Source organism: Caldicoprobacter algeriensis (assembly GCF_023838525.1).
Taxonomy (GTDB): Bacteria; Bacillota; Clostridia; order Caldicoprobacterales; family Caldicoprobacteraceae; genus Caldicoprobacter; species Caldicoprobacter algeriensis.
Window position 1 is genome coordinate 47,233 of sequence record NZ_JAHUQD010000009.1, and the last position, 26,591, is coordinate 73,823.

20 protein-coding genes are annotated in these 26,591 nt (G+C 45.4%); 17 read left to right on the plus strand and 3 right to left on the minus strand.

Annotated elements, in window-relative coordinates:
* The first annotated feature begins 20 nt into the window (after nt 1-20).
* The 4 genes from KVG29_RS07055 (at nt 21) to KVG29_RS07070 (ending at nt 6,669) form a co-directional block, all read left to right on the plus strand.
* Nucleotides 21-1,025, plus strand: coding sequence for a LacI family DNA-binding transcriptional regulator (locus KVG29_RS07055; protein WP_252227539.1), 1,005 nt, complete (start codon nt 21-23; stop codon nt 1,023-1,025).
* Nucleotides 1,026-1,231: 206 nt separating this feature from the next.
* On the plus strand, nt 1,232-3,217 hold the full coding sequence (locus KVG29_RS07060) for an alpha-amylase family protein (RefSeq protein ID WP_252227540.1): 1,986 nt from the start codon (nt 1,232-1,234) through the stop codon (nt 3,215-3,217).
* A gap of 181 nt (nt 3,218-3,398) precedes the next feature.
* Nucleotides 3,399-5,219: an L-fucose isomerase gene (locus tag KVG29_RS07065; RefSeq protein WP_252227541.1), complete on the plus strand. Its 1,821-nt coding sequence runs from the start codon at nt 3,399-3,401 to the stop codon at nt 5,217-5,219.
* 337 nt (nt 5,220-5,556) lie between these two features.
* Nucleotides 5,557-6,669: an MGDG synthase family glycosyltransferase gene (locus KVG29_RS07070; RefSeq protein WP_252227542.1), complete on the plus strand. Its 1,113-nt coding sequence runs from the start codon at nt 5,557-5,559 to the stop codon at nt 6,667-6,669.
* A 27-nt stretch (nt 6,670-6,696) separates the two neighbouring features.
* Here KVG29_RS07070 and KVG29_RS07075 read toward each other — a convergent pair whose 3' ends face one another.
* Together KVG29_RS07075 and aroC are read right to left on the minus strand one after the other, a co-directional pair.
* Nucleotides 6,697-7,119, minus strand: coding sequence for a YckD family protein (locus tag KVG29_RS07075; RefSeq protein ID WP_252227543.1), 423 nt, complete (start codon nt 7,117-7,119; stop codon nt 6,697-6,699).
* A gap of 199 nt (nt 7,120-7,318) precedes the next feature.
* The gene (gene aroC / locus KVG29_RS07080; protein ID WP_252227544.1) at nt 7,319-8,419 is read right to left on the minus strand and encodes a chorismate synthase; all 1,101 of its coding nucleotides are present in this window, start codon (nt 8,417-8,419) and stop codon (nt 7,319-7,321) included.
* A gap of 406 nt (nt 8,420-8,825) precedes the next feature.
* Between aroC and KVG29_RS07085 the strand changes: the two genes are divergently transcribed.
* The 7 genes from KVG29_RS07085 to KVG29_RS07115 all read left to right on the plus strand — a co-directional run bounded on the left by KVG29_RS07085 (nt 8,826) and on the right by KVG29_RS07115 (nt 17,332).
* The gene (locus KVG29_RS07085) at nt 8,826-12,926 is read left to right on the plus strand and encodes an acyl-CoA dehydratase activase (RefSeq protein WP_252227545.1); all 4,101 of its coding nucleotides are present in this window, start codon (nt 8,826-8,828) and stop codon (nt 12,924-12,926) included.
* Between the two features lie 152 nt (nt 12,927-13,078).
* Complete coding sequence (gene acpS, locus KVG29_RS07090) at nt 13,079-13,477, plus strand: holo-ACP synthase (protein ID WP_252227546.1); 399 nt, start codon at nt 13,079-13,081, stop codon at nt 13,475-13,477.
* Nucleotides 13,446-15,044 (plus strand): NAD(P)H-hydrate dehydratase, encoded by a 1,599-nt coding sequence (locus tag KVG29_RS07095; protein ID WP_252227547.1) that lies wholly within the window; start codon nt 13,446-13,448, stop codon nt 15,042-15,044. The genes acpS and KVG29_RS07095 overlap by 32 nt, the downstream gene beginning before the upstream one ends.
* Before the next feature lie 197 nt (nt 15,045-15,241).
* Nucleotides 15,242-15,517 carry a CopG family ribbon-helix-helix protein gene (locus tag KVG29_RS07100; RefSeq protein ID WP_025748013.1) on the plus strand — a complete coding sequence of 92 codons (276 nt, stop codon included), beginning with the start codon at nt 15,242-15,244 and terminating at the stop codon, nt 15,515-15,517.
* Between the two features lie 6 nt (nt 15,518-15,523).
* Nucleotides 15,524-15,874, plus strand: coding sequence for a type II toxin-antitoxin system PemK/MazF family toxin (locus KVG29_RS07105; RefSeq protein WP_252227548.1), 351 nt, complete (start codon nt 15,524-15,526; stop codon nt 15,872-15,874).
* 142 nt (nt 15,875-16,016) lie between these two features.
* The gene (locus KVG29_RS07110) at nt 16,017-16,847 is read left to right on the plus strand and encodes a YitT family protein (protein WP_252227549.1); all 831 of its coding nucleotides are present in this window, start codon (nt 16,017-16,019) and stop codon (nt 16,845-16,847) included.
* 89 nt (nt 16,848-16,936) lie between these two features.
* Nucleotides 16,937-17,332, plus strand: a complete 396-nt coding sequence (locus tag KVG29_RS07115; RefSeq protein ID WP_252227550.1) for a universal stress protein — start codon at nt 16,937-16,939, stop codon at nt 17,330-17,332.
* Here the strand turns inward: KVG29_RS07115 and KVG29_RS07120 are convergent.
* A complete protein-coding gene (locus tag KVG29_RS07120) occupies nt 17,329-17,862 on the minus strand; it encodes a carboxypeptidase-like regulatory domain-containing protein (RefSeq protein WP_252227551.1) in 534 nt (177 codons plus the stop codon). The genes KVG29_RS07115 and KVG29_RS07120 overlap by 4 nt on opposite strands.
* A 134-nt stretch (nt 17,863-17,996) precedes the next feature.
* Here KVG29_RS07120 and KVG29_RS07125 point away from each other — a divergent pair, with 134 nt between their 5' ends.
* The 6 genes from KVG29_RS07125 (at nt 17,997) to KVG29_RS07150 (ending at nt 26,587) form a co-directional block, all read left to right on the plus strand.
* A complete protein-coding gene (locus KVG29_RS07125; protein ID WP_252227552.1) occupies nt 17,997-19,013 on the plus strand; it encodes an efflux RND transporter periplasmic adaptor subunit in 1,017 nt (338 codons plus the stop codon).
* A gap of 23 nt (nt 19,014-19,036) precedes the next feature.
* A complete protein-coding gene (locus tag KVG29_RS07130; protein WP_252227576.1) occupies nt 19,037-21,886 on the plus strand; it encodes an FtsX-like permease family protein in 2,850 nt (949 codons plus the stop codon).
* 438 nt (nt 21,887-22,324) lie between these two features.
* Nucleotides 22,325-23,362 (plus strand): uroporphyrinogen decarboxylase/cobalamine-independent methonine synthase family protein, encoded by a 1,038-nt coding sequence (locus tag KVG29_RS07135; RefSeq protein ID WP_252227553.1) that lies wholly within the window; start codon nt 22,325-22,327, stop codon nt 23,360-23,362.
* Nucleotides 23,363-23,485: 123 nt separating this feature from the next.
* On the plus strand, nt 23,486-24,412 hold the full coding sequence (locus KVG29_RS07140) for a dihydrodipicolinate synthase family protein (protein ID WP_252227554.1): 927 nt from the start codon (nt 23,486-23,488) through the stop codon (nt 24,410-24,412).
* A gap of 36 nt (nt 24,413-24,448) precedes the next feature.
* On the plus strand, nt 24,449-25,447 hold the full coding sequence (locus tag KVG29_RS07145) for a sialidase family protein (RefSeq protein ID WP_252227555.1): 999 nt from the start codon (nt 24,449-24,451) through the stop codon (nt 25,445-25,447).
* A 162-nt stretch (nt 25,448-25,609) separates the two neighbouring features.
* Entirely contained in the window at nt 25,610-26,587 is a 978-nt protein-coding gene (locus tag KVG29_RS07150) for a GSU2086 family protein (RefSeq protein WP_252227556.1), read from the plus strand.
* The last annotated feature ends 4 nt before the right edge of the window (nt 26,588-26,591 follow it).

Here is a 26,591-nt window from a genome sequence, read left to right on the forward strand (position 1 = left end):
AGGGTATTTGGGAGCGAAATATGGCTGTAACTATCCGCGATGTGGCAAAACGAGCAGGCGTCTCCTTGGGTACAGTATCTCGATACCTCAATGGGTATAGGTTGCGGGAGGAGAACCGTTTAAAGGTTGAGAAAGCCATCCAGGAGTTAGGTTTTAAGCAGAATATCATCGCTAAAGGCCTCAAGAGCAACCGTTCTATGACCATCGGAGTAGTGATCGATGATTTTACGAATATTTTCTGCACCTCTATCGTAACGGCCATAGAGAGGACTGTGGAAAAGGAGAATTACAGCATCATACTGTGCGATTACGAAGGCGACACTGAGAAGCTCGAGCAGAAGCTGAATTTTTTGAGGGACCGTTTTGTGGATGGGCTTATCCTTTTTTCCAATAACGTTCGTTTGAGCATAATGGACAAGTATATTTGTGAGGGGATCCCCATAGTAATAGTAAATGAAGATATTCCCGGCTTTAATACCGATAAAGTACTGGTGGATAATGCCGGGGCCTCTTTCAGGGCGGTTGAGAGGTTCATCCATTCCAACCATACCAAAATTGCCATAATAAATGGGCCACCCAACTCATGGGTCAGCCAGCAAAGGTTTGAGGGATACAAGCAAGCGCTGGAGGCCTATAATATGCCTGTGGAATCCCGTTGGATCAAGTATGGCAATTTCACTACGGTAGGAGGTTATCTGGCTGCAAAAGAGTTCTTTGAAGGACCTGATATTCCAACTGCCCTCTATGTGACCAATTATTATATGACGCTGGGGGCTGTGATGGCTATCCATGAATTGAATATCAAGGTTCCGCAGGAGCTGTCCCTCATAGGCTTTGATTACTTTGAGCTGTCAGATGTCATAAAGCCTTCCTTGACGGTGATCGAACAGCCCACCTCAAAAATGGGAGAAATAGCCGGAAATCTCATATTAAAGAGGATAAAGGGGGATTATACAGGTTACCCGGAGGTACACAGGCTTCATACCAGGATGATTGTAAGGGATTCGGTAAGAGTCATTTCTTAGCCTTAGCAGTCAAGATACGCTTTAATACCTAAATAAACCTTAGATATGTTCCTCTAAATGTGTTCTTTAATTGTTTTACCTTCAATTTGAACCGTTTCAATTTTGAGATTAATCTGTTAGAAAGAATGGATTGTATTTTGATTGTATTTTTGACTATTTGTTTTTTCAAAAAGCTAAAAAACAAATTTAATGGAAAGGGAGATAACATGGGAAAATTGCGGTTCAGGCAGGTTCATCTGGATTTTCACACCTCCGAGAAGATTGTGGAGGTGGGGCACGCTTTTGACCCTCAGGAGTTTGCTAACACCTTGAAAGAAGCTGGCGTTGATTCCATCACCTGCTTTGCCAGGTGTCACCACGGCATGATTTACTACGATACCAAATTTCCTGCGCGGCATCCCGGGCTCAAAAGAGACCTCTTGCGTGAGCAGATTGAAGCCTGCCATGCGATGGGCATTCGAGTACCAATTTACATAACCGTGGGTTGGGATGAATACATGGCAAAGCGGCATCCAGAGTGGCTAGAGAGGATGCCAGATGGCAGGCCTTATGGTGCTGGGCCTTTAGAGGCAGGCTGGAAACATTTATGCTTTAATACTCCGTACATCGATTATGTGGAGGAACAGACCATTGAGGTTTTGGAAAAGTTTGGAGATGAAGTGGATGGCTTGTTCTTTGACATAATAATCCAACACCCTTGCTGCTGCAGCTATTGCATGGAAGGGATGGAACGGGCGGGGCTAAACCCTGAAGACCCGGAGGATCGCAAAAAGTTTGCCAAACAGGTACTGGATGCCTTCAAGAGAAGGATGACGGCTACTGTGCGCAGGTATAATAAAGACTGTACCATCTTCTATAATGCAGGGCATATTGGTCCCTCGATTAGGGATACCCTAGATACGTATACCCATTTGGAGCTGGAATCCCTTCCTAGCGGCGGGTGGGGATACGAGCATTTCCCCATCACTGTGAGGTATGCCAGGAATTTGGGATACGAATATCTGGGGATGACCGGCAGGTTCCATAAGTCGTGGGCCGATTTCGGTGGGTTTAAGAATCAAGCGGCGCTGGAATATGAATGCTTTACAGCTCTGGCCCATGGCGCCAAGTGCTCCATAGGCGACCAGCTTCATCCCAGCGGAGCTATAAATAAAGCCACATACAAGCTCATTGGCAGCGTGTATAGCCAAGTAAAAGAGAAGGAACCATGGTGCGATGATGTCACTGCGGTGACCGAGATAGGGGTATTTACGCCAGAAGCGATTGAGGATACTGCCATCAGGCTCCATCCATCCTTGAGAGGCGCTTATAAGATGCTGGAGGAGTCACATTATCAGTTTGATGTAATCGATGAACAGATGGATTTCAGCCGCTACAGGGTCATCATTCTTCCTGATGTAATCACTCTGGATGAGGCCCTAAAAGATAAACTGGAAAGCTACGTTGCAAACGGGGGCAAGCTGCTACTCTCATACAAATCCGGGATGGTAAGAGGTCAACAACAATTCGTGCTGTCAGGCATGGGGATTGAGCTGGTGAGCGATGCCGAATACTCGCCCGACTATGTGGTGGCGGGTGAGGCCATAAATCAGGGTCTGTTTGATACCGAGTATGTCATGTATGACAGGGGCTTATGGGTAAAGCCTCAAGAAGGGACCAGGATACTGGCCTCAATCTGGAATCCCTATTTCAACAGAAGCTATAGGCATTTTTGTTCCCATCGTCAGACGCCACCTGAAAGGGAAAGCGGATATCCGGCGGTTACGCAGAAAGGTTCCGTCATCTATTTTGCACACCCTGTGTTTTCAATGTATCACAAGCACGGAGCAAGGGTTTATAAGCAGCTGGTGGTAAACGCTTTGCGGCTGCTTTTGCCTGATAAGCTGGTTGAAACCAATGCACCCACCACGGCGCATATGCTCTTAAATTACCAAAAGCCCTATAACCGGTATATTCTCCATATACTCCATTATATCCCCCAAAGGCGGTGCGAGGAAATAGACATTATAGAAGACATAATTCCTCTGTATAACGTAGAGGTGAAGGTAAAGCTTTCTTCAAAGCCTGAAAGGGTGTATTGTGCTCCGAAAGGTGAGGAGCTGGATTTTGAGTATACAAATGGATATGTAAAAGTGGTGGTGCCAAGAGTCGAAGGACACGAGATGGTGGTGTTTGAACAAGGCGTAAAATGATGAGATGCAGTTTATGCCTGTGAGAGTTGATATGATGCTGTTGGGGAAAATATATGCTCAGAAGCGATTGGGTTGGCGAAACCACTCCACCCTCAAACTGTGAATTTCGTTTTGAGTAGCAAAATAGGTTTTTTACACTACAATCAAAAATTTAAAATACATAAAAGAGGAGGAGAGATTTATGGCCAATGTTGAGGGAATGAAATTGATTCCGCCGCACAACAGGTTTAAAGGGGGTATGCCCAAAATCGGGATACGGCCTACCATCGATGGAAGGCGACGGGGCGTCAGGGAGTCTCTGGAGGAGCAGACCATGAACATGGCCAAAGCGGTGGCCAAGTTTTTGGAGGAAAACGTCAGGCACTACAACGGCATGCCGGTAGAGTGCGTAATTGCCGATACCTGCATTGGTGGGGTGGCTGAGGCGGCACAGACAGCCGAGAAGTTTGCCCGTGAAGGTGTGGGCGTATCCATCACCGTAACGCCATGCTGGTGCTATGGCTCTGAGACCATGGATATGGATCCTTTTATCCCCAAAGCGATATGGGGCTTTAACGGGACCGAGCGTCCAGGGGCTGTATATCTTGCTGCGGTGCTGGCGGCTCACAACCAAAAAGGTTTGCCGGCCTTTGGCATATACGGCAGGGATGTACAGGATGCTAGCGATACCACCATTCCCGATGACGTGAAGGAGAAGCTCCTCAGGTTCACTAAAGCGGCTCTGGCTGTTGCAAACATGAGGGGTAAATCCTATCTCTCCATGGGTGGAGTATCGATGGGCATTGCCGGCTCCATGGTCGATCCAGACTTCTTTGAGAGCTATCTGGGGATGCGCGTGGAATACATAGATATGAGCGAATTTATAAGGCGAATTGAGGAAGGGATCTATGATAAAGAGGAGTTTGAGCGAGCTTTGCGCTGGGTAAAGGCCAACTGCAAAGAGGGCCCTGATAACAACCCGCCAGAGATGCAGGTTTCCAGGGAGAAAAAGGATAAGGACTGGGAAATGGTCATAAAGATGACAATGATTGCCCGTGACCTTATGGTGGGCAATCCAAAACTGGCCGAGATGGGGTTTGAGGAGGAAGCCTTAGGGCACAATGCCATAGTGGCGGGATTCCAGGGGCAGAGGCAGTGGACTGACCACTTCCCCAACGGCGATTTTATGGAGACCATACTCAACTCCTCGTTTGACTGGAACGGCATAAGGCAGCCTTACATTCTTGCAACCGAGAACGACTCGTTAAACGGTGTTGCCATGCTGTTTGGACATCTGCTCACGGGTACGGCTCAGATCTTTGCCGATGTGAGGACCTACTGGAGTCCTGAGGCTGTAAAGCGGGTTACCGGCAAAGAATTAACCGGGTTGGCAGCCAATGGCGTTATCCATCTTATCAATTCCGGATCGGCGGCGTTGGACGGTACGGGCCAGCAGACCAAGGACGGCAAGCCGGCCATCAAGCCATTCTGGGAAGTGACACCTGAGGAGGTTGCACGATGTCTCGACGCAACCCAGTTCAGGTATGCCAACCTGGGCTACTTCCGCGGCGGCGGTTTCTCCACCGATTTTACCACCAGAGGCGGGATGCCGGTTACCATGTCGAGGATAAACATCGTGAAAGGGCTAGGCCCGGTGCTCCAGCTGGCCGAGGGCTACACGGTGGAGCTGCCTGAGGATGTGCATGATATACTTGATAAGCGCACTGATCCCACATGGCCCACCACATGGTTTGTTCCCATACTGACAGGCAAGGGCGCCTTTAAGGATGTATACACTGTCATGAACAGTTGGGGTGCTAACCACGCGGCTGTGTGTTACGGCCACATTGGAGCAGAGCTCATCACCCTGGCATCCATGCTGAGAATTCCGGTGTGCATGCACAATGTTTCGGAAGACAGGATATTCAGGCCAAGCGCCTGGAATGCGTTTGGCACAAATGACCTGGAGGGCGCCGACTACAGGGCTTGTGCTGCCTTTGGACCGCTGTACGGCAGGAAATAAGTACATTTGTTCTGACTGAAGTGTCTGTCATCGATTTACAAATATTATTTACTGATTATACACTCATTGGGGCCGATTTCCCACAAGGAGTAGGCCCCTTATTTCTTATGCCTTAAAATTTCTCGCAAGGTTACAGTCAGGGAGGGCAGTTGTTAGTTTAATGCGAATTTTACGAAAGTAGCGGGATACACTTATCAAAAAACATGGTAGAATATACTTAAGATTAAATATGGCAAAATATACTTGAGATTTCCAAAAGTGAATGATGGTTCACAAAATTTTGATTTGGGTGTATCATAGATCTGGCTGCTGAGCGCTAACGAAGGAGGTGAAGGCTGTGAGAGCATTGTTTTTATCGGTATCAGCAGGTCATGGCCATAATCAGACGGCCAAGGCTGCCATGGAGAGTTTGAAAGCTAAAGGCGTTGACTGCGTGTTGCTGGATATATTTGAGTATATAAATCCCATATTAAGCGAATCGGTTGCCAAGGCCTATCTCATCTCCACGAAATTTACCCCCGCTGTTTACGGGAGACTGTACCGGCTGGGAGAAAGATTGGAGAAATCCAACGAAAAGCTTTACATAGGCAAGATAATAAGCTCGCTTTTGTCCAGGAAATTAACGGTGTTCCTCGGCGAATATCAACCTGACGTGATCGTTTGCACCCACATTTTCCCTGCACAGGTGATAAGCTATCTCAGGGAAAAGGGGCTGTCATGCAAGAGCGTGGGTATTATAACCGATTTCACTGTCCATCCTTTTTGGGAAGATACCAATTTGGATTATTATGTCACTGCCAGCAGCCTGCTAAACCTCCAAATCCAGAGAAAGGGGATACCCCTCGAAAAGGTTTGGCCCATTGGGATTCCCATTTTCATAAAGTTTGCCAATAAGATGGACAAAGCGGAGGCCAGAAAGCTGCTGGGCATCGAGAATAAGAGGACGATATTGGTTATGAGCGGGAGCATGGGCTATGGAAATGTGGATGACGTTATTCGCAGGCTAGACAAAATGGACATGGATTTCCAGATAATTTCGGTGTGCGGCAATAACGCTTCATTGAAGAAAAAGATTGATTTGATGGATATAAAGAAAAAGATCTACAATTACGGCTTTGTGGACAATGTGGACGTCATGATGGACGCCTCGGATTGTATATTGACCAAGCCTGGAGGGCTTACCGTATCTGAAAGCCTGGCCAAGTGCATTCCCATGATCCTGATAAACCCCATTCCGGGGCAGGAGGACAGGAATGCTGAATTTTTGCTGAACAATGGTCTGGCCATTAAGACTAGCGAGACTTTTACGGTGGATGAAGCGGTCTATCATCTGTTTCACAATGAAAGCAGAAGGAAGTATATGATTGAGATGATGCGTGAGGTAGGCAGGCCATATGCAGCGGATGAGCTGGCTGACCTTCTTATCCAGCAAATAAAGGAGGGGACTTAAAAGTCCCCCTTTAATTTTAAAGTATTTTTACTGAGAAGTTTGTGTGGATTGAGATGAACTTTGCTGAGTAAATGGACACCGCCCGCCGAAACCCATACCTCTTCTTCGTCCGAAACCGCCATTAAATTTGCCACGGCCAAATCCTGGCAGGTACCCTTGTTCGGCTCGGAATTTCTCCATCTGGTCTATTCTCTGCTTCATAGCTTCAGCCCGTTCTTGGTCGATTACTCCAAACTCTAGATACTTATCCACGATCTGTTTTTTAAGCTCAGCAATTTTTGAGTACAGATCTGCCAGTTCCTTTTTCTGTGATTCACTAAGCTGTGTTCCTGTAGCGTTGGAAGGAGTTTGTGCCGGCGTCTGTGTATTTTCGTTTTGGGCCCACGCAATGGGAACTGCAATGGCTCCTACCAGCATTATGGCTATGGCCATTATCCACCATTTCTTCAAGTCTGTTCACCTCCTCTTTAGATTTGTGTATTTAATATTGTACCCGTGTTCTATATTAAAGTTGTGAATGTCATGTGAATATTGTATGAATAATTTGTAAATTATAGAGGAGCCGATTCATCGAAAAAAATTCAAACATAGCTTACAAAGATAAAACTCAAGCACGGCTTGCTGGGAACTGTTTAAAATTATAGCCCTCTCAAGACAATGCCTTTTTTATGAGGTCTATTCTGGACAGTATGCGCTGGAAGAGCAAGTCCACTACTGTAATGGCTGCCATAGCTTCCACCACTACTACTGCTCGGGGAACTATTACGGGGTCATGCCTGCCTGTTAGCTTAAGCTGTGTGTTCTGCATATCGTGCGTTACCGTATTTTGCGGAATGCGAATGGAAGGTGTGGGTTTAAATGTTGCACGGAATACGATGGGGAACCCCTCGCTTATCCCTCCGGTTATACCACCCGAGTTGTTGGTGAGCTTGATAAGCCCTTTATCTGGATCGTAGGTCAAAGGGTCATTGTTCTGCGAACCGGTGAGGTAAGCTGCCTCAAATCCTCTGCCAAATTCGATGCCCTTTACCGCACCAATGGACATTATGGCTTTGGCGAGGGCCGCGTCAAGCTTGTCGAATACCGGCTCTCCTACTCCGCTGGGCAGACCCTGTATTACGCATTCCACAACCCCGCCTGCCGAATCGCCCTTTTCCTTGAGCTGCTGGATGTACTCTGCAGCCTTTTTCGCTGCTTCGCAGTCAGGCATGGCGAATTGGTTACGATATATCTCGTTTTCGTCAAATTTTTCCCGATTAATCTTTATTGGTCCTATAGAGAGGGTATATGCCTGTATTTTCACCCCTAGTTGGGACAAAACCTTTTTGGCAATGGCGCCGGCGGCGACACGGGCGGCCGTTTCCCTGCCTGATGCACGGCCGCCGCCTCTATAATCCCATATGCCGTATTTCTGATGATAGGTATAGTCAGCATGGCCAGGGCGATATACATGGGCAATTTGCGAGTAGTCTTTGGACCGCTGATCCTCATTAGGGATGATGAGGGATATGGGCGTGCCTGTGGTTAGGCCCTCAAAAACCCCTGACAGTATGGTTACCTTATCTCCTTCCTGCCGTGACGTGGAATAGGGGGATTGCCCAGGTCTTCGTCTATTCAGATCCTTCTGAATGTCTTCTTCGCACAGTGGAATGCCGGCCGGGCATCCATCAACGACCACTCCTAGAGCTTTGCCGTGGGATTCACCCCAGGTGGTGACGGTGAAGTTCTTTCCGATGGTTGAACCTGACATAGGGAACCTCCTTGAATTGAGTTTTATAGAATTGTATCATTTTGGAGCCAAGCTGTACAACATACTTCAGTAAATTTGGTTGTGAAGGATACGCAACTTTAAAGGATAAATTTTTATAACAAAACAAAAATAAGTTTTACAAGAGAGTTACTTTTTAAGCCGAGCAAATTTAAAGATAGGGAGATGAATTATTCAACAGAAGGTGTTAAAATATTTTTAAATATTTCAACGCTTAAGCCGGGGGAGGAAAAGGGAAACGATGGTCAGCACAGGTATCTGTCTAGGTTCTACCAGTGTAAGTGTTGCAAGCGTCCAACTAGAGGGTGATTTTTTACGCATAGTTGATACCCTCTGGATTCCACATGGTGGGTCTCCTAATTCGGTTTTTGAAAGAGTTTTTTCTTCTTTGAACTGCGAATTTGTAGCGGTAACAGGCAGGAAGTTTGCCCGGCGCATAAGGTTGCTCAAAATATCGGAGCCCGAGGCTGTGGAAATCGCATATAGACATTTATCAAATAAATACCCTGGTATAGACACAATTATATCAGCTGGAGGCGAGATGTTTATAGCATATAAATTAAATACAAAAGGCAATATAGTGAACATCATATCGGGTAACAAATGTGCATCGGGTACAGGGGAATTCTTTATGCAGCAGATAAAAAGAATGGGCCTGCTTCCTGAAGAAGCTTTGAGGATTGCAGAACAACCACCATACACTGTGGCAGGGCGCTGTTCAGTGTTTTGTAAAAGCGACTGTACCCATGCTTTGAATAAAGGAGAGCCTAAAGGGCGTGTGGTATCAGGTTTGTGTAAAATGATGGCATCAAAAGTGATAGAACTTTTAAGGAGATGTGATGCTTCAAAAGTACTTTTGATAGGAAAATGTGCTGAAAACAAGCTAATGGTGGATTATATAAAGGAAGAGTTCCCGGATGTAATAGTGGCAGATGAGGCTGGCTGTTTTGAAGCTTTTGGGACAGCGGTGTGGGCAGCATTGAATAAAGCACGTGTACCTGAAGGTGAAGGCAGGCTTATAGATGAGTTAGCCGCTTCTTTTTCGTATTTTGAACCTCTTATTAAATATTCTGATATGGTGGAGTTTAAAGAAATGCCCCGTGGTAGTGTAAAACCGGGTGAAGAGTGCATTGTAGGTTTGGATGTCGGTTCTACCACTACTAAAGCAGTGGCTATAAGGATGAGCGATAATACTATAGTGGCTTCAGAATATCTCAGGACTAATGGTGACCCCGTAGGTGCGGCACGGCAGTGCTATAAGAAAATTGCAGAGGAAATAAAGGGAGCAAAAGTTATAGGTTTAGGTGTTACGGGTTCTGGAAGGCAGATAGCAGGGCTGCATGCTATGGCTTCAGCAGTGGTAAATGAAATAATAGCCCACGCGACGGCAGCGGCATATTTTGATAAGGATGTTGATACTATATTTGAAATAGGTGGCCAGGATGCGAAGTATACTTATCTGGTTCAGGGCGTACCGGCTGATTACGCTATGAATGAAGCCTGTTCTGCCGGTACTGGTTCCTTTTTGGAAGAAGCTGCCGGCGAAACTCTGGGTATCAGTGTATACCAGATAGCTGATATAGCATTACGGGGAGTAAAACCACCTAATTTTAACGACCAGTGCGCCGCATTTATAAGCAGCGATATCAAAACGGCTATACAGGAAGGTATATCCAGAGAAGATATTGTAGCAGGGCTTGTATATTCGGTGTGCTTGAATTATATAAATAGAGTAAAGGGGAATAGGCCTATCGGTAATAGGATTTTTATGCAGGGTGGTGTGTGTTATAATCGTGCTGTTCCCCTTGCAATGGCGGCTATAACGGGTAAAAGGATAATAGTGCCGCCCGAGCCAGGACTTATGGGAGCCTTTGGTGTAGCACTTGTTGTTAAGCAGAAACTGGAAAAAGGTGAGGTAGAGAAACAGGCCTTTGACCTGGAGGTGCTGTCTAATCGAGAGGTAATCCATGTGAAGTCTTTTACATGTTCTGGCAAACCTGAAAACTGTGATCGTAAATGCAGTATAAACATTTTGAAAATAGATGGGAAGAATTATCCGTTTGGTGGAGCATGCACAAAATACAGCAATGTTATCTCCAGCAAGGTCAAGCGGGGTAGGGACCTTGTTGCTGAGTTTGAGCGTTTAACGTTTGAAAACTACAGCAAAAATGAAGAAGGAAAAAATGGGCCTACAGTAGGAATACAACCTTCACTTATGACGAATATTTTATATCCGCTGTATTATACTTTCTTTACAGAACTTGGGGCTCGGGTAATCCTGGCGACTGATCCTGAATCAACGGGTTTTGAAATAAAAGGGGCGGCTTTTTGTTATCCTGCCGAGCTATCCCATGGTTATATGGCTTCTCTCATAAAGCTTAAGCCCGACTATATTTTCATACCTCATGTTAGGCAGATACCTGCTGGGAGTGAGTTGGGTTCAAAAGTGACGTGTCCTATTGTGCAGGCTGAACCTTATTATCTAAAAGCGGCTTTTGATGAGCTTAACGATTTTAAGCTGTTGTCTCCGGTGCTTGATTTTGCCAATGGATATGAGAATGCGGTGAATGAATTTGTAAAAGTTGGCATGGCTATGGGTTTTTCAGCGGCAGAGTCGGCTGCTGCTTACAGGGCGGCTATTGCCGCACAGCTCTCATATTTGAATAATCTAAAAAATATTGGAAAAGAATTCATGGAACAACTTGATAACCGTCCTGATGCCACGGTGATAGTCATTTTCGGTAGGCCCTACAATGCTCTTTCTGGCAGAGTAAATATGGGTATTCCCAAGAAATTTTCATCAAGAGGATATGATGTGATTCCTTTCCTCATGCTTCCTTACGAAGAAGAGCTTTCTATGGATAATATGTACTGGGCTACAGGAGAGATGATAATTAAGGCTGCACGCTACGTCGAAAGGCATCCTTCACTGTTTGGAGTATATATAACGAATTTCAGCTGTGGACCTGATAGTTTTATTACAGGATATTTCAGGCGTATAATGGGGCAGAAACCCTCTCTCACATTGGAAATAGATTCTCATACAGCCGATGCAGGGATAGATACCCGGGTGGAGGCTTTTTTGGATATAATCAAGGGTTATAAACAGGTAAAAAGATATTATCACGTATCTTCACCCATGCAGTTTAAACCCTCTCGTGTGGAATACAAAAGGGGAATGCTGGAGGTGGTTGATTCTAAAGGCGATGTATATCCTATCATTCATCCCAGAGTGCATCTTATAATACCTTCCATGGGTGAACGGGCATCAAAGTTTGGTGCGGCTGCCTTGAGATACTGTGGTATAAGAGCTTCGGTATTGCCTGCGCCTTCGGAACTGGAGCTTAAGCTTGGTAGAGCGGATGCGTCGTGCAAGGAGTGCCTGCCTCTTATACTTACTCTGGGAAGTTTAAAACGCTATCTTGAAACGAGGCCTCAGGATGAGTTAACAGTTTATTTCATGCCTCAAACTAGCGGACCGTGTAGGTTCGGCCAGTACAACGTACTCATGCAGAACTGGGTAATGGACAATCAAATAAAAGATGTGTCCTTTTTGTCGCTTTCCTCGGCCAATGCTTACGGTGGGCTGAGTATACCTATGCAGCTGAGGATATGGCGTTCTCAGGTGATAGCTGAGGTATTGGATGATATATACAGTGCAGTGATTACTCTTTCGAAAGATAGACAACAGGGGCTTGGTGTTTATAAAGAAGTGGAGAATAGGCTGCTAAATGCTTTAGAGCATTTGCCCTGGAAAGATGTGAAAAAGGAGATAGCCCGCTGTGTAGAGTTACTTTCTAAAATAGATGTTGTGTGTGATATATCGCAAGCCAAAAAAGTCGCTCTTCTGGGTGAGATATATGTAAGAAGTGACGATTTTTCCCGTCAATATATAGTAGAAAAGCTGGCCGAGAGGGGGATTGCCACCAGGACTGCGCCCTTGATAGAGTGGCTGTATTACTGCGATTATTTAGTAAAAAATTGTGTACTTCATGATAAACCTGCATGGAATGATAGGATCAGGGTGAGGTTCAGTGGTTTGATAAAGCGAAGGGAAGAGATGGAAATAAAATCTATGTTCAAAGGTGCAAAGCTTTATCGGCCTGCGGCTGTAAACGTGGACAGGTTGGTTAAATGTGCAGAAGGGCTTATGTCGGACAGGCTTACAGGGGAGGCAATACTCACGGTCGGGGGAACGATAGCTGAAATTGTAGATGAGGTAGATGGAGTAATAGCCCTGGCGCCGTTTGGTTGTATGCCAGGCAGGATAGCTGAAGCGTTGATTTCTCATAAGCTGGAGGAACAAAAACTTAAAAGCGCTGAGGATGAGGAATATATAAGAAATGTGCTGGAGCAACATCTTAATCTTCCATTTTTGGCTATAGAAGTCGATGGGAACCCCTTCCCACAACTTATAGAATCCAGGATAGAGGCTTTTTGCTTACAGGTAGAGAAGCTGCATGCTACCAAACTAGCGCTTTCTCGATAATAGAAGATGTTGGATTGTACCGTATTTGATAATATGTTAAAATATTGTGTGAATTGTAAGTATACTGTTTTATTTGCGGTTTACAGTGAAATAACTGAATTTTTAATTATTTTTGTGATAAATGAGACATACATTCGGAAGGAAGAAGTACTGTGATTGTTGGGATTGGTATTGATATCATCGAAGTTGAACGAATAAAGAAAGCATGTAACAGTTTGCGTTTTTTGGAAAGAGTTTTTACTGAGGAAGAGCGAAAGTATTTTGAAAAGTGTGGGAATAATCCTCAGACAATAGCTGGGAATTTTGCGGCAAAAGAAGCGGTAATGAAGGCCTTAGGTACGGGTTTCAATGTGGGGTGGAAGAATATAGAGATACTTCACTCTTCCAAGGGGAAACCATATGTAAATCTCTACGGCAGGGCAGCATACAGTTTATCCTGTATAGGTGGTAAAAAGGTGTGGGTTTCCATATCGCATATAAGAGGGTTGGCAATTGCCCAAGTCATTATGGAAGGTGAGGATGGGGAATATGTTTGTTGTAACTCCAATTGAGATGAGGAGGATAGACCAGAGGGCCATTGAAGAGTTTGGTATTCCCGGGATTGTGCTCATGGAAAATGCCGCCCTTAAAGTCGTGGAAGTGATACAAAAGGTTTACTTTTTAAAAGAGCAGGACAGGGTTGTCGTGTTGGTTGGTGTGGGCAATAACGGTGGTGACGGCCTGGCCGTTGCCCGTCACCTGTTTTTGAGGGGCGTGGGTGTAGATGTTTTTTTATTGGCACGGGAAGATGCTGTATCGGGGGATGCAGGGATCAATCTGGGTATTGTCAAAAAACTGGGGGTGCCCCTGGTTTTTGTACGGGATGAGAGCGATATATCAAGGCTCAAGGAGAGCTTGAAGGGTGCAACGCTTGTGGTTGATGCCATATTTGGTACAGGGCTTTCTAGGCCGGTTGAGGGGATTTTTGCAGAGGTGATCCAGCTGGTCAATCGCATGTCGGTGCCTGTTGTGGCTGTCGATATACCTTCGGGCATCAATGGCGCAGATGGGCGCGTTATGGGGACGGCCATAAAGGCTATGAATACGGTAACATTTGGGTATCCAAAAAGGGGGCATCTGCTATACCCGGGCCGAAAGCATACTGGGAGGTTGCATGTTGTTCCCATAGGACTGCCGTTTGATAGCGCCCAGGTTGTTGGGGTGCAAGCTTTTACCCTGGATGTTAATGAAGCGGCTGGGATGCTTAAAGAGCGGCCTGCCGAGGGGCACAAGGGGACCTTTGGCAGGGTGGCCGTGGTGGCGGGTTCTACCGGCATGACGGGAGCTGCTTGCCTTGCCGCTATGGCAGCATTGCACAGCGGAGCGGGGCTGGTAACTCTGGGGATACCGGCTAGCCTAAATGATATTTTGGAGAACAAGCTGACCGAGGTTATGACCAGGCCGCTGCAGGACCATGGAACGGGGTGCCTGCAGGAGGAGGCCCTGGATGATGTACTGGACCTAGTGAGGGATGCAGATGTTTTGGCCATAGGGCCAGGGCTGGGGAAAAGCGGTGCCGTGTTTGAAGTTTTAAGGAATATTTTAGGCAGGATTGATATATCCATAGTATTAGACGCAGATGGATTAAATCATATATCCCGGGATATTAGTCTGCTCAGTAAGCATGCAGGGCCTGTGGTGATTACGCCCCATCCTGGGGAGATGGCAAGGTTGACAGGATTGAGCGTTGCTCAAATTGTGGAGTCTCCTGTGGAGGTGGCACAAAGGTTCTCACAGGAAACAGGAGTGGTGGTATTGCTAAAAGGTGCCACTACGGTGGTGTGCCATCCGGATGGCAGAGTATACTTCAACACGACTGGGAATTCCGGGATGGCTACGGCGGGAAGCGGTGATGTTTTAACCGGCATCATTGCCGGATTTATTGCACAGGGGTATGAGCCTTTTAGCGCGGCGGTATTGGGTGCGTTTGTTCACGGCTATGCAGGCGATTTGGCGGCTGATGTCCACGGTCAGGCAGGAATGGTGGCTGGGGATATACTTAAGGCCGTGCCGCTGGCACTTAAGAAGATGTATAATTTGCTGGCAGAGCATTGTAAAAGTTGGTCACATCGTATATAATACTGAATATAGTTATGGTGTATGTTAGCACATCAGCGTGAGACCCGCCATAAATCTTCCTGCTTTTTCAAATAAGCATAGCTGATATTGGTCTGTGGAGGCAGGGGGTAATTTTGTGCAGGTGGGAAGCTCCGGTTTTTGCTAGGGAGCAGTTAAGGTGGGAATCTTGAGTACATAATTTATAGGAGGTGCCCACTGTGGCTGAATTAAAGAAGATTTTGGTGAGCTTACCTGATAGCCTTTTGAGGGAAGTTGATGAGATTGTTGCAATTGAGAAGAGAAACAGGAGCGAGTTTATTCGAGAAGCCATGAAACTTTACATCAGGGAGAGACATAAAATGGAAATAAGGGAAAAGATGAAAAAGGGCTACGAAGAGATGGCAAAGATAAATGCCGAGTTGAGCAAGGTAGGATTTGAGTCCAGCAACGAGGCGTTGGCGACTTATGAAGCCCTTTTATCGGAGAGTGAATGATTAATTATGATAGTGAGAAGAGGAGAAATCTATTACGCTGACCTCAGCCCTGTAGTGGGCTCGGAGCAGGGCGGAGTGAGGCCGGTGCTCATAGTACAAAACGATATAGGAAACAAATACAGTCCCACCGTCATCGTGGCGGCCATCACTTCGCAGATTAACAAGGCCAAGCTTCCCACCCATGTGGAGCTCAGCGCATCCGAGTATGGGCTGCCCAAGGATTCGGTCATTTTGCTTGAGCAAATAAGGACAATTGATAAAAAGAGGTTGAGGGAAAAAATATGCACGCTGTCGTCCGAGGTTATGGAAAAGGTAAACGAGGCACTGCAGATAAGCTTAGGACTTATTGATCTGTAAATCAGGATGAGGCGGGCGTTTAATTTTTTGATTGTAAGTGGGCTGATTATGGAGTAGAGATAACGGGCGTGGAATCTAATCCTTATATGCGCGAGGAGAGTACTGCACCAGAAACAACAAAAGGACTAAAAAGGAGTACTGCATGAAGAAGCTGTATTTACTGATAAAAGATTATGTGCTCATAGTGGTGGGCACGTTTTTGACCGCGCTGGCATTCAACTTCTTTCTTATACCACACAAGATTGCTCCAGGGGGATTAAGCGGTATAGGCACGGTATTGTACTACCTTTTTGGGATTCCAGTGGGCGTTAGCATGCTGCTTCTCAACGTGCCCATATTTATAATGGCCGTTAAAGAATTGGGTAAAGATTTTGGATTTAAGACTCTTTTGGCCACGGTATTGCTGTCGGCATTTATTGATCTTGTAAAGGTTTCATCGCTTACACACGACTCCATACTCGCTTCTATCTACGGTGGCGTGCTGATGGGCTTTGGGCTGGGGCTTGTCTTTCAGGGCAATGCCACCACCGGTGGCACCGACCTGTTTGCTAAGATAGTGCACAAATTTTACCCTCTGGTGGGAGTGGGCTGGATACTCTTTGTTGTCGACTTTTTGGTGGTGCTGACGGCTGCCATCGTTTTTGGGCCAAGCCAGGCACTTTATGCGCTGGTGTCTCTATACCTGAGTGCCCGGGTGATAGACCTGGTGCTGGAAGGCTTGAACTCAGCCAAGGCTTTTATCATCGTTTCTGACCATGCCGATGAGATAAGCCACAGGATTATGACCGAAATAGATAGAGGCGTCACCTTTTTAGAAGGTAGAGGGGCGTATACCATGCAAAGGAAAAATGTAATTTTATGCGTGGTGAATAGAGCACAGATGGTACGGCTAAAGGCCATTGTAAACGAGGTGGATCCTTTAGCTTTCGTTTTGGTTACCGATGTGAGGGAGGTGATGGGTGAGGGCTTTTGATTGGGCCAAAAATGGGTTTTGGCAAATCTGTTGGCTCCCTCGGACGCTATATATACTTCAGGCTTTTGCTGGGGAAAAGGGGTTGTCAAATGGCTAATGAGCGCAACGTTATGATTTGCGTGACGCGACAAAAGGCTTGCGAGCGCTTAATAAAAGTGGGAAAGCAGATTGTAAAAGGCTATACCGGTGCTAAACTGTATGTGGTTCATGTGGCTAAAAATGGGATGAATTTTCTGGGTAATCCCGATGAAGGAGAGGCCCTGGATTACCTGTTTCAGGTCTCCAAAGAGGCGGGGGCCGAAATGACAGTGCTTCGCTCTGACCGCGTGGTGGATACGCTGGTGGATTTTGCGAGGAAGAATGATGTTTCCATTGTGATTATGGGGGAATCGCCCGGTTCTCGAGGAGATGGCGAGAGAAACATAATACAGGAGATGGAGAAGCGTTTGCCGGATTTGGAGCTGAGGGTTGTACCCCAAAGTTAGCGTTTGAATTTTTCCACAAGTTGTCTCACCCACAGCCTGTGAGGGCTTTCCACTATGGCCATAGGGTCAAATGCCTCGCCTCTTGATTTTGGGAAAAGAAGGATTTTAGGCCCTTTTCGGGATTGATTTTCCCATACGTGGGTGTGGAATAGAACGTAATCGATATATCCCTCTTTGTAAACGATGAGAGTAATCTCACCCCAGGTTTTGGGGAGTATATTTTTATAGTGTGCGTCTTCGATTATGGGTACCCGGATGGCAGGGGTTAAGCCCTGGGCGTTGGTCATAAACTTTTTTCCCAGCTCAGGGATTACTACAGCCGCCCCTTCAATAGGCCTTTCGGTAAACCCGTCCACCACCTGGGGTTGTATATAACCGTAATGAGGTTCATATGTAGGGTTTATTTGTGAAAATGCTTCAATATGATGCTTAAAATTTCCGTAATATAAAGAATAGCCGTTGCTTATCAATGAAACAATTACCACCATTATCACAACAATGGTCATCAAGGATTTGGTCCGATCATACACAGCATTTCACCTCCACCATTCACATAAATATATATTCATCCTATCAGCCGTGATAGCACTCATACCGTCAAACCTTCCCAGGTTTTGTGGCATTGGATTTTTTTGATTTTATGATCTGCATTGGAGGGGTTATTATGGATAATCATGGCAGGGGATTCAAGGGGGTTGTAGCCTTTTTATTAACAGCATTTCTGGGCGCATTCCTTTCCGGATGTTATTTGTTCCCCAAGGAAGAGGAGGTGTTGGCACCGCCATTGATTGAACCCCCCGAAATTACCTATGACGTTATGGAGGTAAAGAGGGGAACTATAGAGAAAAAGATTACCGGTTCAGGGACCTTTGTTTCAGTTGAGCAGGGCAACATGTTTTTTAAGGCACGGGGTGGGCGCATAAAGGCCATCCATGTTAAGATAGGGGACAAGGTCAAGAAAGGCGATTTGCTGGCTGAGCTCGATACCGCCGGATTGGAGTATGAAATTGAACAGCAGAAGCTGGTGCTTCGTAAAGCGCAGCTTCGATACAACCAGATCAAAGAGTCGGGGGGAGATGAATACTCCTTAGCGATAGCTGCCTGTGACATTGAACTGGCAAGGCTCCAGTTAAAAAATCTGCAGCGCCAGTTAGAAGAGGCCAAACTAGTGTCCACCATGGATGGTACTGTGGTCTACGTGGATAACCGGTTGGGGCAGGGCGATTACATAGATGCGTATTCCACCCTTGTAAAGGTAGCCGATCCTACTAAGCTTCAGCTGCAGTATTCGGGCAGCAATCTTTCGGACTTCCAGGTGGGCATGAAGGTAGAGGTGAAGATACGCGATAAGGTGTATGAGGGCGAAGTGGTGATGACGCCAGCCACTGTCCCCGTCGATGCAGATGAGAGCCTTAAAAACGTAGTTCGCATAGAAGTGTCCAATCTACCTGAGGATGTCACCATGGGTGATACCGCTCAGTTTACGCTTACTTTGGATAAGCGTGAAAACGTCATAGTCCTTCCAAGAAACCTCGTAAGAAACTATATGGGGCGTAAGTATGTGTTGGTGCTGGAGAATGGTCTCAAGAAAGAGCGCGATGTTGAGGTGGGGCTGGAGACTCCTACTGAAGTGGAGATCATCAAGGGCCTTGAAGAGGGCGAGCAGGTAATTGTGAATTAAAGGGGGTCTAAGCCTTGATATTGATGGTACTCAGAAAGATGCTCAACAACAAGTGGATGGTCGTATGCCTGCTTACGGGTGCGGTGCTGGCAGTGGCCATGATAAGCAGTATACCCATTTATACCAATGGTGTGCTTCAACGGATGCTGACAAAGGATTTAGAACAATATCAGATATCCTCCGGGGTCTTTCCTGGGCAGTGCCTTGTACAGGCTAGCATATATTCGCATTATGACGCCAGCAACCGCATAAAGGCCTATCACATGATTGACAAAAGGGTAAAGCAGGAGCTCATCATGGATGTGGGGCTTCCGGTCATGGCTGAGGCGGAGGACCTTGTGATCGATTATATTACCGCACTGCCTGAGGTTCAGAGGGAAGAGGAACCCAAAAAGCGGTTTGTCAAGATAGAGGCCATGTCAGGGCTGCAGGACCACATAAAAATTGTTCACGGGCGCTTGTTCTCCAGCGAAAAGAAGGACGGCATAATGGAGGCCATTGTGACCGAAGAGGCGATGAAGAACCTGGACCTGCGGCTGGATGAGGTTTATGTTGTGAGCGATTTTATCAATCCTGAATCTGAACCGTTTAAAATAAAGGTTGTTGGCGTGTTTACCATAAAGGAGCAGGTCGATCCTTATTGGTTTCAAGGCCTTTGGGCGTTTAGAGAAAGCTTTCTGATAGACTATTCGCTGTTCTATAGGGAATTTATAGAGGCGGAATTTCCTCTGCTGACAAAAGGTCAATGGTATTATGCTTTTGACTATTACAAGATAACCTTGGATAACATCGCATCCATTGTGGATGCATACAAATCGCACAGCCGGTGGTTTACCGAGAAGAGGATAGACTTTAAGATGCCGGCCATTTCTATCCTGGAACAGTATTATGAGCGGGAGAAACAGCTTAAGACCACGCTGTGGGTTGTCCAGGTTCCCATCATGCTCATGCTGATCTTTTATGTATTCATGGTATCTCAGCTTATCGTTGAGCACGAGAAGAATGAAATTGCGGTTTTAAAGAGCAGAGGCGCAAGCGGCATACAGATCTTCTTGATATATTTGGTGGAGTCCATTATTTTGAGCGCTGTGGCTATTGCCATTGGGCCGCCTTTGGGGCTGCTGTTGTGCTCTTTATTAGGAGCGTCTAACGGATTTTTGGAATTTGTGCAGAGGACGGCTCTCCCTGTTTGTCTAAATACAGCTGCCTATGTCTATTCCTTTTGGACGGTTTTAGTATTCATGGTTACCATGCTTATACCAGCCTCTCTGTCTTCACGAACCACAATCGTGCAGTACAAGCAGAGGAAGGCGCGCACAGCGGTGTTTATGCTGTGGAAGAAGTATTTTCTGGATGTTGTTCTTTTAGGAGTTGCAGGGTATGGGCTTTATAGCTATCAAATGCGCCAGCAGGCCCTAATGGTGAGTGGTGTCAGCGGTACTGACCTTGCCATAGATCCACTTCTCTTTATCATTTCGACCCTGTTTATACTGGGTGCAGGCTTGGTTTTCTTGAGAATTTTCCCATATATGGTCAGGTTGATATTTTGGCTGGGTAGAAAGGCTTGGTCTCCAGTGCTGTATGCGGCTTTTATACAGGTGGGAAGGTCGAGCGGCCAGGACAGGTTTTTGATGCTGTTCATAATTCTTACTCTGTCTGTGGGCATTTTTAATGCCAATGCGGCTCGGACGCTCAATAACAATATCGAGGAGAAGATTCGATACAATATAGGCGCCGATATAGTGATTCAAGCCCACTGGGAGGATAATAAGCCGGATATAATGCCGACTGATCCGGCAGCCATGATGGGGATATCGCAGCTTCCGGGGTTGGAGGAAGAGCCTGTGCAGTACATAGAGCCTCCTTTTCTTCCGTATACTGAGCTTTCGGGGGTGGAATTGGCAACCAAGGTGTTCAGAAAAGAAGGAGTAACGGTGCAAACTGCCACGAGACAAAACGTGAACAGGGTCTATCTTATGGGCATAATACCCAACGAATTCGGAAAGGTGGCTTGGTTCCGCGACGATTTGCTGACTCCTCACTGGTACCATTATCTTAACCTGATGTCGCGCCATCAACAGGCGGCGCTGGTATCAACGTCTTTTAAGAAAGATTTTGAGGTGCAGAAAGGTGATTCCCTGTGGATTACTTGGGGAAATCAGGGATATCTTGAGGTAGTCGTATATGAGTTTGTGGATTATTGGCCCACTTTCAACCCAAATGTAACAGAGCCGATTCAAACCAGCTCTCCCTATCTTGTGGTGGTAAATCTACCCTATATACAGGCCAATATGGCGCTGGAACCCTATGAGGTGTGGCTTAAGAAAGCGCCAGGAGCTACCAGCGAACAGATATATAAAGATATTGAAAATAAAAAACTTCTGATAGAAAGGCTGGAGGATAGCAGCCAGCAAATCATAATAAAGAAAAATGATCCGATGCTGCAGGGCACCAACGGCACCTTGACGCTGGGATTCATAGTGACTATGGCTGTAAGCACAATCGGTTTTCTCATCTACTGGATTTTATCTATAAAGCAGAGGGTGCTCCAGTTTGGGATATTCAGGGCCATGGGGCTGTCGGTCAAAAAGATAATTGGGATGCTGGTGTGTGAGCAGGTGCTGATATCAGGGGCGGCAATACTGGTTGGCATAATTATTGGCGGCATAACGAGTGATCTGTTTGTACCGCTGCTTCAAATGGTATACAGCGCGGCTCAACAGGTACCACCCTTCAAGGTAGCCGCTGCACGGGAGGATTACATCAGGATTTATGCCGTCGTATTGATGATGCTGACCATAGGGCTGTCGGTTTTGGGCTTTATAATATCCAGGATAAAAATACATCAGGCCATTAAGCTGGGTGAGGATTAAAGCGGATTTTCCTTTTACGGCTATTATGATAGCGAAAAAGAAGTAGCTTTTTTGATAGTGGGGGAGGGTGTATACATAACCTATATTTGGAAGTATAAAACGATAGCGTTGTGAAAGGTTTGCATTGAGCGTTAGAATTTTTTTGGAGGAATATGAAATAGTGGTATAAGGTACTGTCCCCAACGATATACAAAACTGATTAATGCAGTGCTTAACGTTCTTTGTACGCGACACAGCAAGTTTTTCTTTTCGTTTTTAGTGAAATGGCACTCGATAATTAACTCGATAATTAAAAGATTCTACGGTCCTGGTAGGAAAATATAGGCTTTTATAATGTAACGCTTAACTACAGTGTTGTAAGGTCAATTTGTTATATGCATAATTTTGCTGAAAGGATGATGTCACTTGTTATATAAGAAAGATTGGGAGTTAACAAAATTGGAGTATGAAAAATGGTGGAATAAGGAGACTAAAAAGCTGCTTCTGAGCATCACTGTGTCTAAAGAAAAATATAAGGGTAAGACGTATAAATGGGATGGCTGGGATCTGCTGAGGGAAAAGGACGATCCCGAAAAGGCAGTAGATAACTTTGAAAGAAGGGCACAAGACATTTTGTACTTGGGAGGGGCATATCCCAATCTGTGGCTTAACCTTGGCCCAGGAGTGTTGGCGGCTTATATTACCGGCTTTTTGAAATTTACGGGTGATACCGCATGGTTTGAGCATCCCATGGAATGGGATGATATAGAAAAATTGCTTGACTCTCTAGATGAGAATAATGAATGGTGGGCTTATACTAAGAGGCTTGCGCATTTGATAGGGGGAAAAAGCCGGGGTAAGTTTGTGCCAGGGATGACCGACATAGGAGGAATAGCAGATGTTTTGGCATCTTTAAGAGGGACAGAAAACCTTTTGATGGACCTCATAGAGCGGCCTGAAGTGGTTTTAATGGCAATGGATAAAATTTTGGAGCTATGGCATTATGTATATGATGAAATCGATGGCATATTGTCGAAATATATGGAAGGGACTTCTGCCTGGATGGGGTTGTGGTGCCCCAGGAGATGGTATCCAATACAGTGCGATTTTTCAGCTATGATATCCCCCAAGATGTTTGAAAGGTTTGTGGCTCCCTATTTGAAAGAACAGGCTTGTCGGCTTGACCATACCATATACCATTTGGATGGCCCGGGAGAGATTCCCCATGTTGATATGTTGTTGGACATAGAGGAGATAGACGGTATACAATGGGTCCCCGGTGCCGGCAACCCAAATGTGATTTCCGAGGCATGGCTTAAATTGTACGAGAGAATCCAGAAGAAAGGCAAATTGTTGGTTTTAAATTGTGACTCAATTACCCTTGATAAGATACAATGGCTTTTTGAAAGGATTTCGCCTGAAGGCGTTTATGTATCAGGACATTGTGATAGTGAAGACGAGGCTTATGAAATTTTGGAGTGGAGAGAGAGGATTTGATAGCCGGAGAGTTTTATGTTCACAAAAACATTGTTCTATAAAATATCACCTTAATGTAAACAATTCGAATGTTGATAGCCAAACAAATAACAAGCATTTTGAGAAGGAAGAAGGTCGGTGTAAATGTTATCATATGGAAAAGTTTGGCCTACAATGATAACTCCTTTTACAAGTGATAATCAGGTTGATTATAAAACGCTGGAGGATTTGATTGAGTGGTACATTGAACACAAGGTAGACGGATTATTTGCGGTATGTGGTTCTAGCGAAATGTTTCACCTTTCGTTAGAAGAGCGAGTAGATATAGCTCGTTTTACAAAAGAAAAAGTTAATGGGAGAGTACCTGTAATTGCATCTGGCCATGTCTCCGAGTCAATAGATGACCAAATAGAAGAGTTAAAAAGAATGGCGGATACAGGAATTGATGCTTTGGTTTTAATTAGCAATAGGCTTGCCCGTAGGGAAGAGAGCGATGACGTATGGAAGAAGAACGCTGAATATATATTAAAAGCAATACCGCATATACCTTTGGGTATTTACGAATGCCCGTATCCATACAAAAGGTTGGTGTCTCCTGAATTGCTAGGTTGGTGTGTGGCAACGCAAAGATTCTTCTTAATGAAGGATACCTCGTGTGACTTAGAGTTGCTTTCAGCTAAGTGTAAAGTAGTTTCTGGATCCAATTTTAAAATATACAATGCTAATACTGCTACATTGGTAAAATCAATGGAATTTGGTGTGGCTGGTTACATGGGAGTAATGGGAAATTTTCATCCCGATTTGTATGCTAGCCTTTTAAGTAACATTCGATTTCCAGACGTAAAGTTTAAAAAGCTTGAAAGTTTTTTGTCTCTTGCATCTCTTATAGAGACTCAATGTTATCCCATAAGCGCAAAGTACTATTTGCAACTTGAAGGTTTGGATATAAATTTGAATAGCAGAGTGCAGAGATTGAGTGATTTTACTCCTCAGATGAAATTGCAGGTGAAATACCTCTATCATCTTACTACGGAATACAGAAAGGAATATGGATTGATATATGGAAGTTAGTCGTCAAATTTAATTTCTTAAGGAGAGAGTAAACAGATGCAATATAAAGTTTTATTAAAAGAGCACATATTTGAGCCAGAAAAGTTTTTCCCCCAGTGTCATGCCTCTACTTTAGTGGTGTTGAATCACGAAAAAGACGAAGTTTTGGTCTCCTGGTTTGGCGGTACTCATGAAAAACACCCTGATGTTGCTATATGGCTTTCACGAAGGAAGGATGGGCAATGGAGCGATCCGGTAAAGGTGGCTGATGCCGAGAATATTCCATGTTGGAACCCTGTTTTGTTTAAAGGAAATAATGAAAAGCTGTATCTGTTTTATAAGGTGGGAGGAAACCCACAGGTATGGCATACTATGGTGATGACCTCGGACGATGGTGGCTATACATGGTCACAACCCAAGGAACTTGTGGAAGGGGATATTGGGGGCAGAGGGCCTGTTAAAAATAAACCCATTATATTGAAAGATGGGACATGGGTGGCTCCTGCTTCCATTGAAACTGAAACGAGATGGGATTGTTTTGTGGATATTTCCAGAGATGAGGGTGAGACGTGGGTTAAGAGCAAGATGGTTCCAATAGATCATGGGAAGTTGAGGGATAAAGGGATAATCCAGCCCACATTATGGGAGTCGGAGCCAGGGAAAGTGCATATGCTGACCAGGAGTACAGAAGGGTTTATATACAGAAGTGATTCTGAAGATGGAGGCATGACATGGTGCGTGGCTTACCCTATTAGCCTGCCTAATAACAACAGCGGTATTGACCTTGTGAAGTTGGAAAATGGAAATCTGGTGTTGGTATACAATCCTGTGCAAGGGAATTGGGCCAAAAGGACGCCAATAGTATTGAATCTTTCTGAAGACAATGGGCTAACATGGAGGGATGAGTTTATCTTGGAGCATAATAAAGCGCCTGAAAGCGCTCACGATGGGGAGTTTTCTTATCCTGCCATTGTGGCTGCGGGGAACGATGTGTATATAACCTATACCTGGAAACGCAAAACAATAGCTTTTTGGAAAATCCGTATCAATTTTTAAAGATGGGGGATGTGTGGATATGTTTGAAAACTGCGATAATTTCAGTGATGGACGCTACTTGATAATAAATGCTGATGAATCATTATTGGGCGAAGTAAGAGTTAAGGTGGCATGTCATTTAAATTGCAAAAGTGCACGGCAATTTTTTGGGAGGTGCCTTCCATGATACCGCAGGAGCATTTAAAACCACAACGACTGGACCTTTCCAAAACCAAAACCTATAGCGCTAGGGAACGCGTTAACCTGGTCACCATAGAAAACCTTGCACGGCCAGGGATAGATCCCATACCCGAGTGGAGCAATGCGGAATTTGACGAGTTGGTACAGCGCATTATAGAAGCGCGCCAAAAAGGCAGGCCGGTTGTATGGTTTATGGGCGCTCATGTGGTAAAATGCGGATTGTCGCGCTATGTGATAGAGCTGGCAAAGCGCGGATTTATAACCCATATTGCGGGGAATGGCGCTGTAAGCATCCACGATTTTGAATTGGCTTACCTGGGTGGTACATCGGAGCACGTGCCAACGGCAATCGAAGATGGTACTTTCGGCATGTGGGAGGAGACCGGGGCGTGGATGAACCAGGCCATCAAAGAAGGATATGCTATAGGGCTGGGATACGGAGCTTCTCTGGCTTACTATATTGATCGCCATCCTGAACGGTTCCCCTACAAGGACGATTGCATTGTTTATAATGCATACAAACTGGGCATACCGGCTACATATCATAAGACCATAGGTACAGATATAATAGACGAGCATCCAACAGCTGATTTTGCGGCATTAGGAGGGGCAAGCGGCATTGATTTTGCTATATTTTGTAATAACATAGCTCAGCTGGAAGGCGGTGTATTTTTAAATTTTGGTTCGGCCGTCACCGGCCCTGAAGTATTCTTGAAAGCCTTGGCCATAGTGCGCAATCAAGGTTATATAGTGAAGCATATAACCACCGCCAACTTCGATATAATCCCCTTGGGAGATTACAGGTCTGAAGTGAGCAAGAACCATTTCCACTATTATTACCGTCCAAGGAAGAATATAGTCAATCGTCCTGTCAGCTTAGGCGGCAAGGGTTATTATATAGAGGCAAATCACATGGTCAGCATCCCGAATCTGTTTGCCAAATTAACAGCCAAGAGGTGAACCC

Bases quoted from the DNA above. Each gene is read 5' to 3' on its own strand.
- KVG29_RS07055 (WP_252227539.1), top strand. From the start codon at position 21: ATGGCTGTAACTATCCGCGATGTGGCAAAACGAGCAGGCGTCTCCTTG.
- KVG29_RS07125 (WP_252227552.1), top strand. From the start codon at position 17,997: ATGGATAATCATGGCAGGGGATTCAAGGGGGTTGTAGCCTTTTTATTA.
- KVG29_RS07145 (WP_252227555.1), top strand. From the start codon at position 24,449: ATGCAATATAAAGTTTTATTAAAAGAGCACATATTTGAGCCAGAAAAG.
- KVG29_RS07130 (WP_252227576.1), top strand. From the start codon at position 19,037: ATGGTACTCAGAAAGATGCTCAACAACAAGTGGATGGTCGTATGCCTG.
- KVG29_RS07150 (WP_252227556.1), top strand. From the start codon at position 25,610: ATGATACCGCAGGAGCATTTAAAACCACAACGACTGGACCTTTCCAAA.
- KVG29_RS07065 (WP_252227541.1), top strand. From the start codon at position 3,399: ATGGCCAATGTTGAGGGAATGAAATTGATTCCGCCGCACAACAGGTTT.
- KVG29_RS07095 (WP_252227547.1), top strand. From the start codon at position 13,446: ATGGGGAATATGTTTGTTGTAACTCCAATTGAGATGAGGAGGATAGAC.
- KVG29_RS07140 (WP_252227554.1), top strand. From the start codon at position 23,486: ATGTTATCATATGGAAAAGTTTGGCCTACAATGATAACTCCTTTTACA.
- KVG29_RS07105 (WP_252227548.1), top strand. From the start codon at position 15,524: ATGATAGTGAGAAGAGGAGAAATCTATTACGCTGACCTCAGCCCTGTA.
- aroC (WP_252227544.1), bottom strand. From the start codon at position 8,419: ATGTCAGGTTCAACCATCGGAAAGAACTTCACCGTCACCACCTGGGGT.
- KVG29_RS07115 (WP_252227550.1), top strand. From the start codon at position 16,937: ATGGCTAATGAGCGCAACGTTATGATTTGCGTGACGCGACAAAAGGCT.
- KVG29_RS07110 (WP_252227549.1), top strand. From the start codon at position 16,017: ATGAAGAAGCTGTATTTACTGATAAAAGATTATGTGCTCATAGTGGTG.
- KVG29_RS07060 (WP_252227540.1), top strand. From the start codon at position 1,232: ATGGGAAAATTGCGGTTCAGGCAGGTTCATCTGGATTTTCACACCTCC.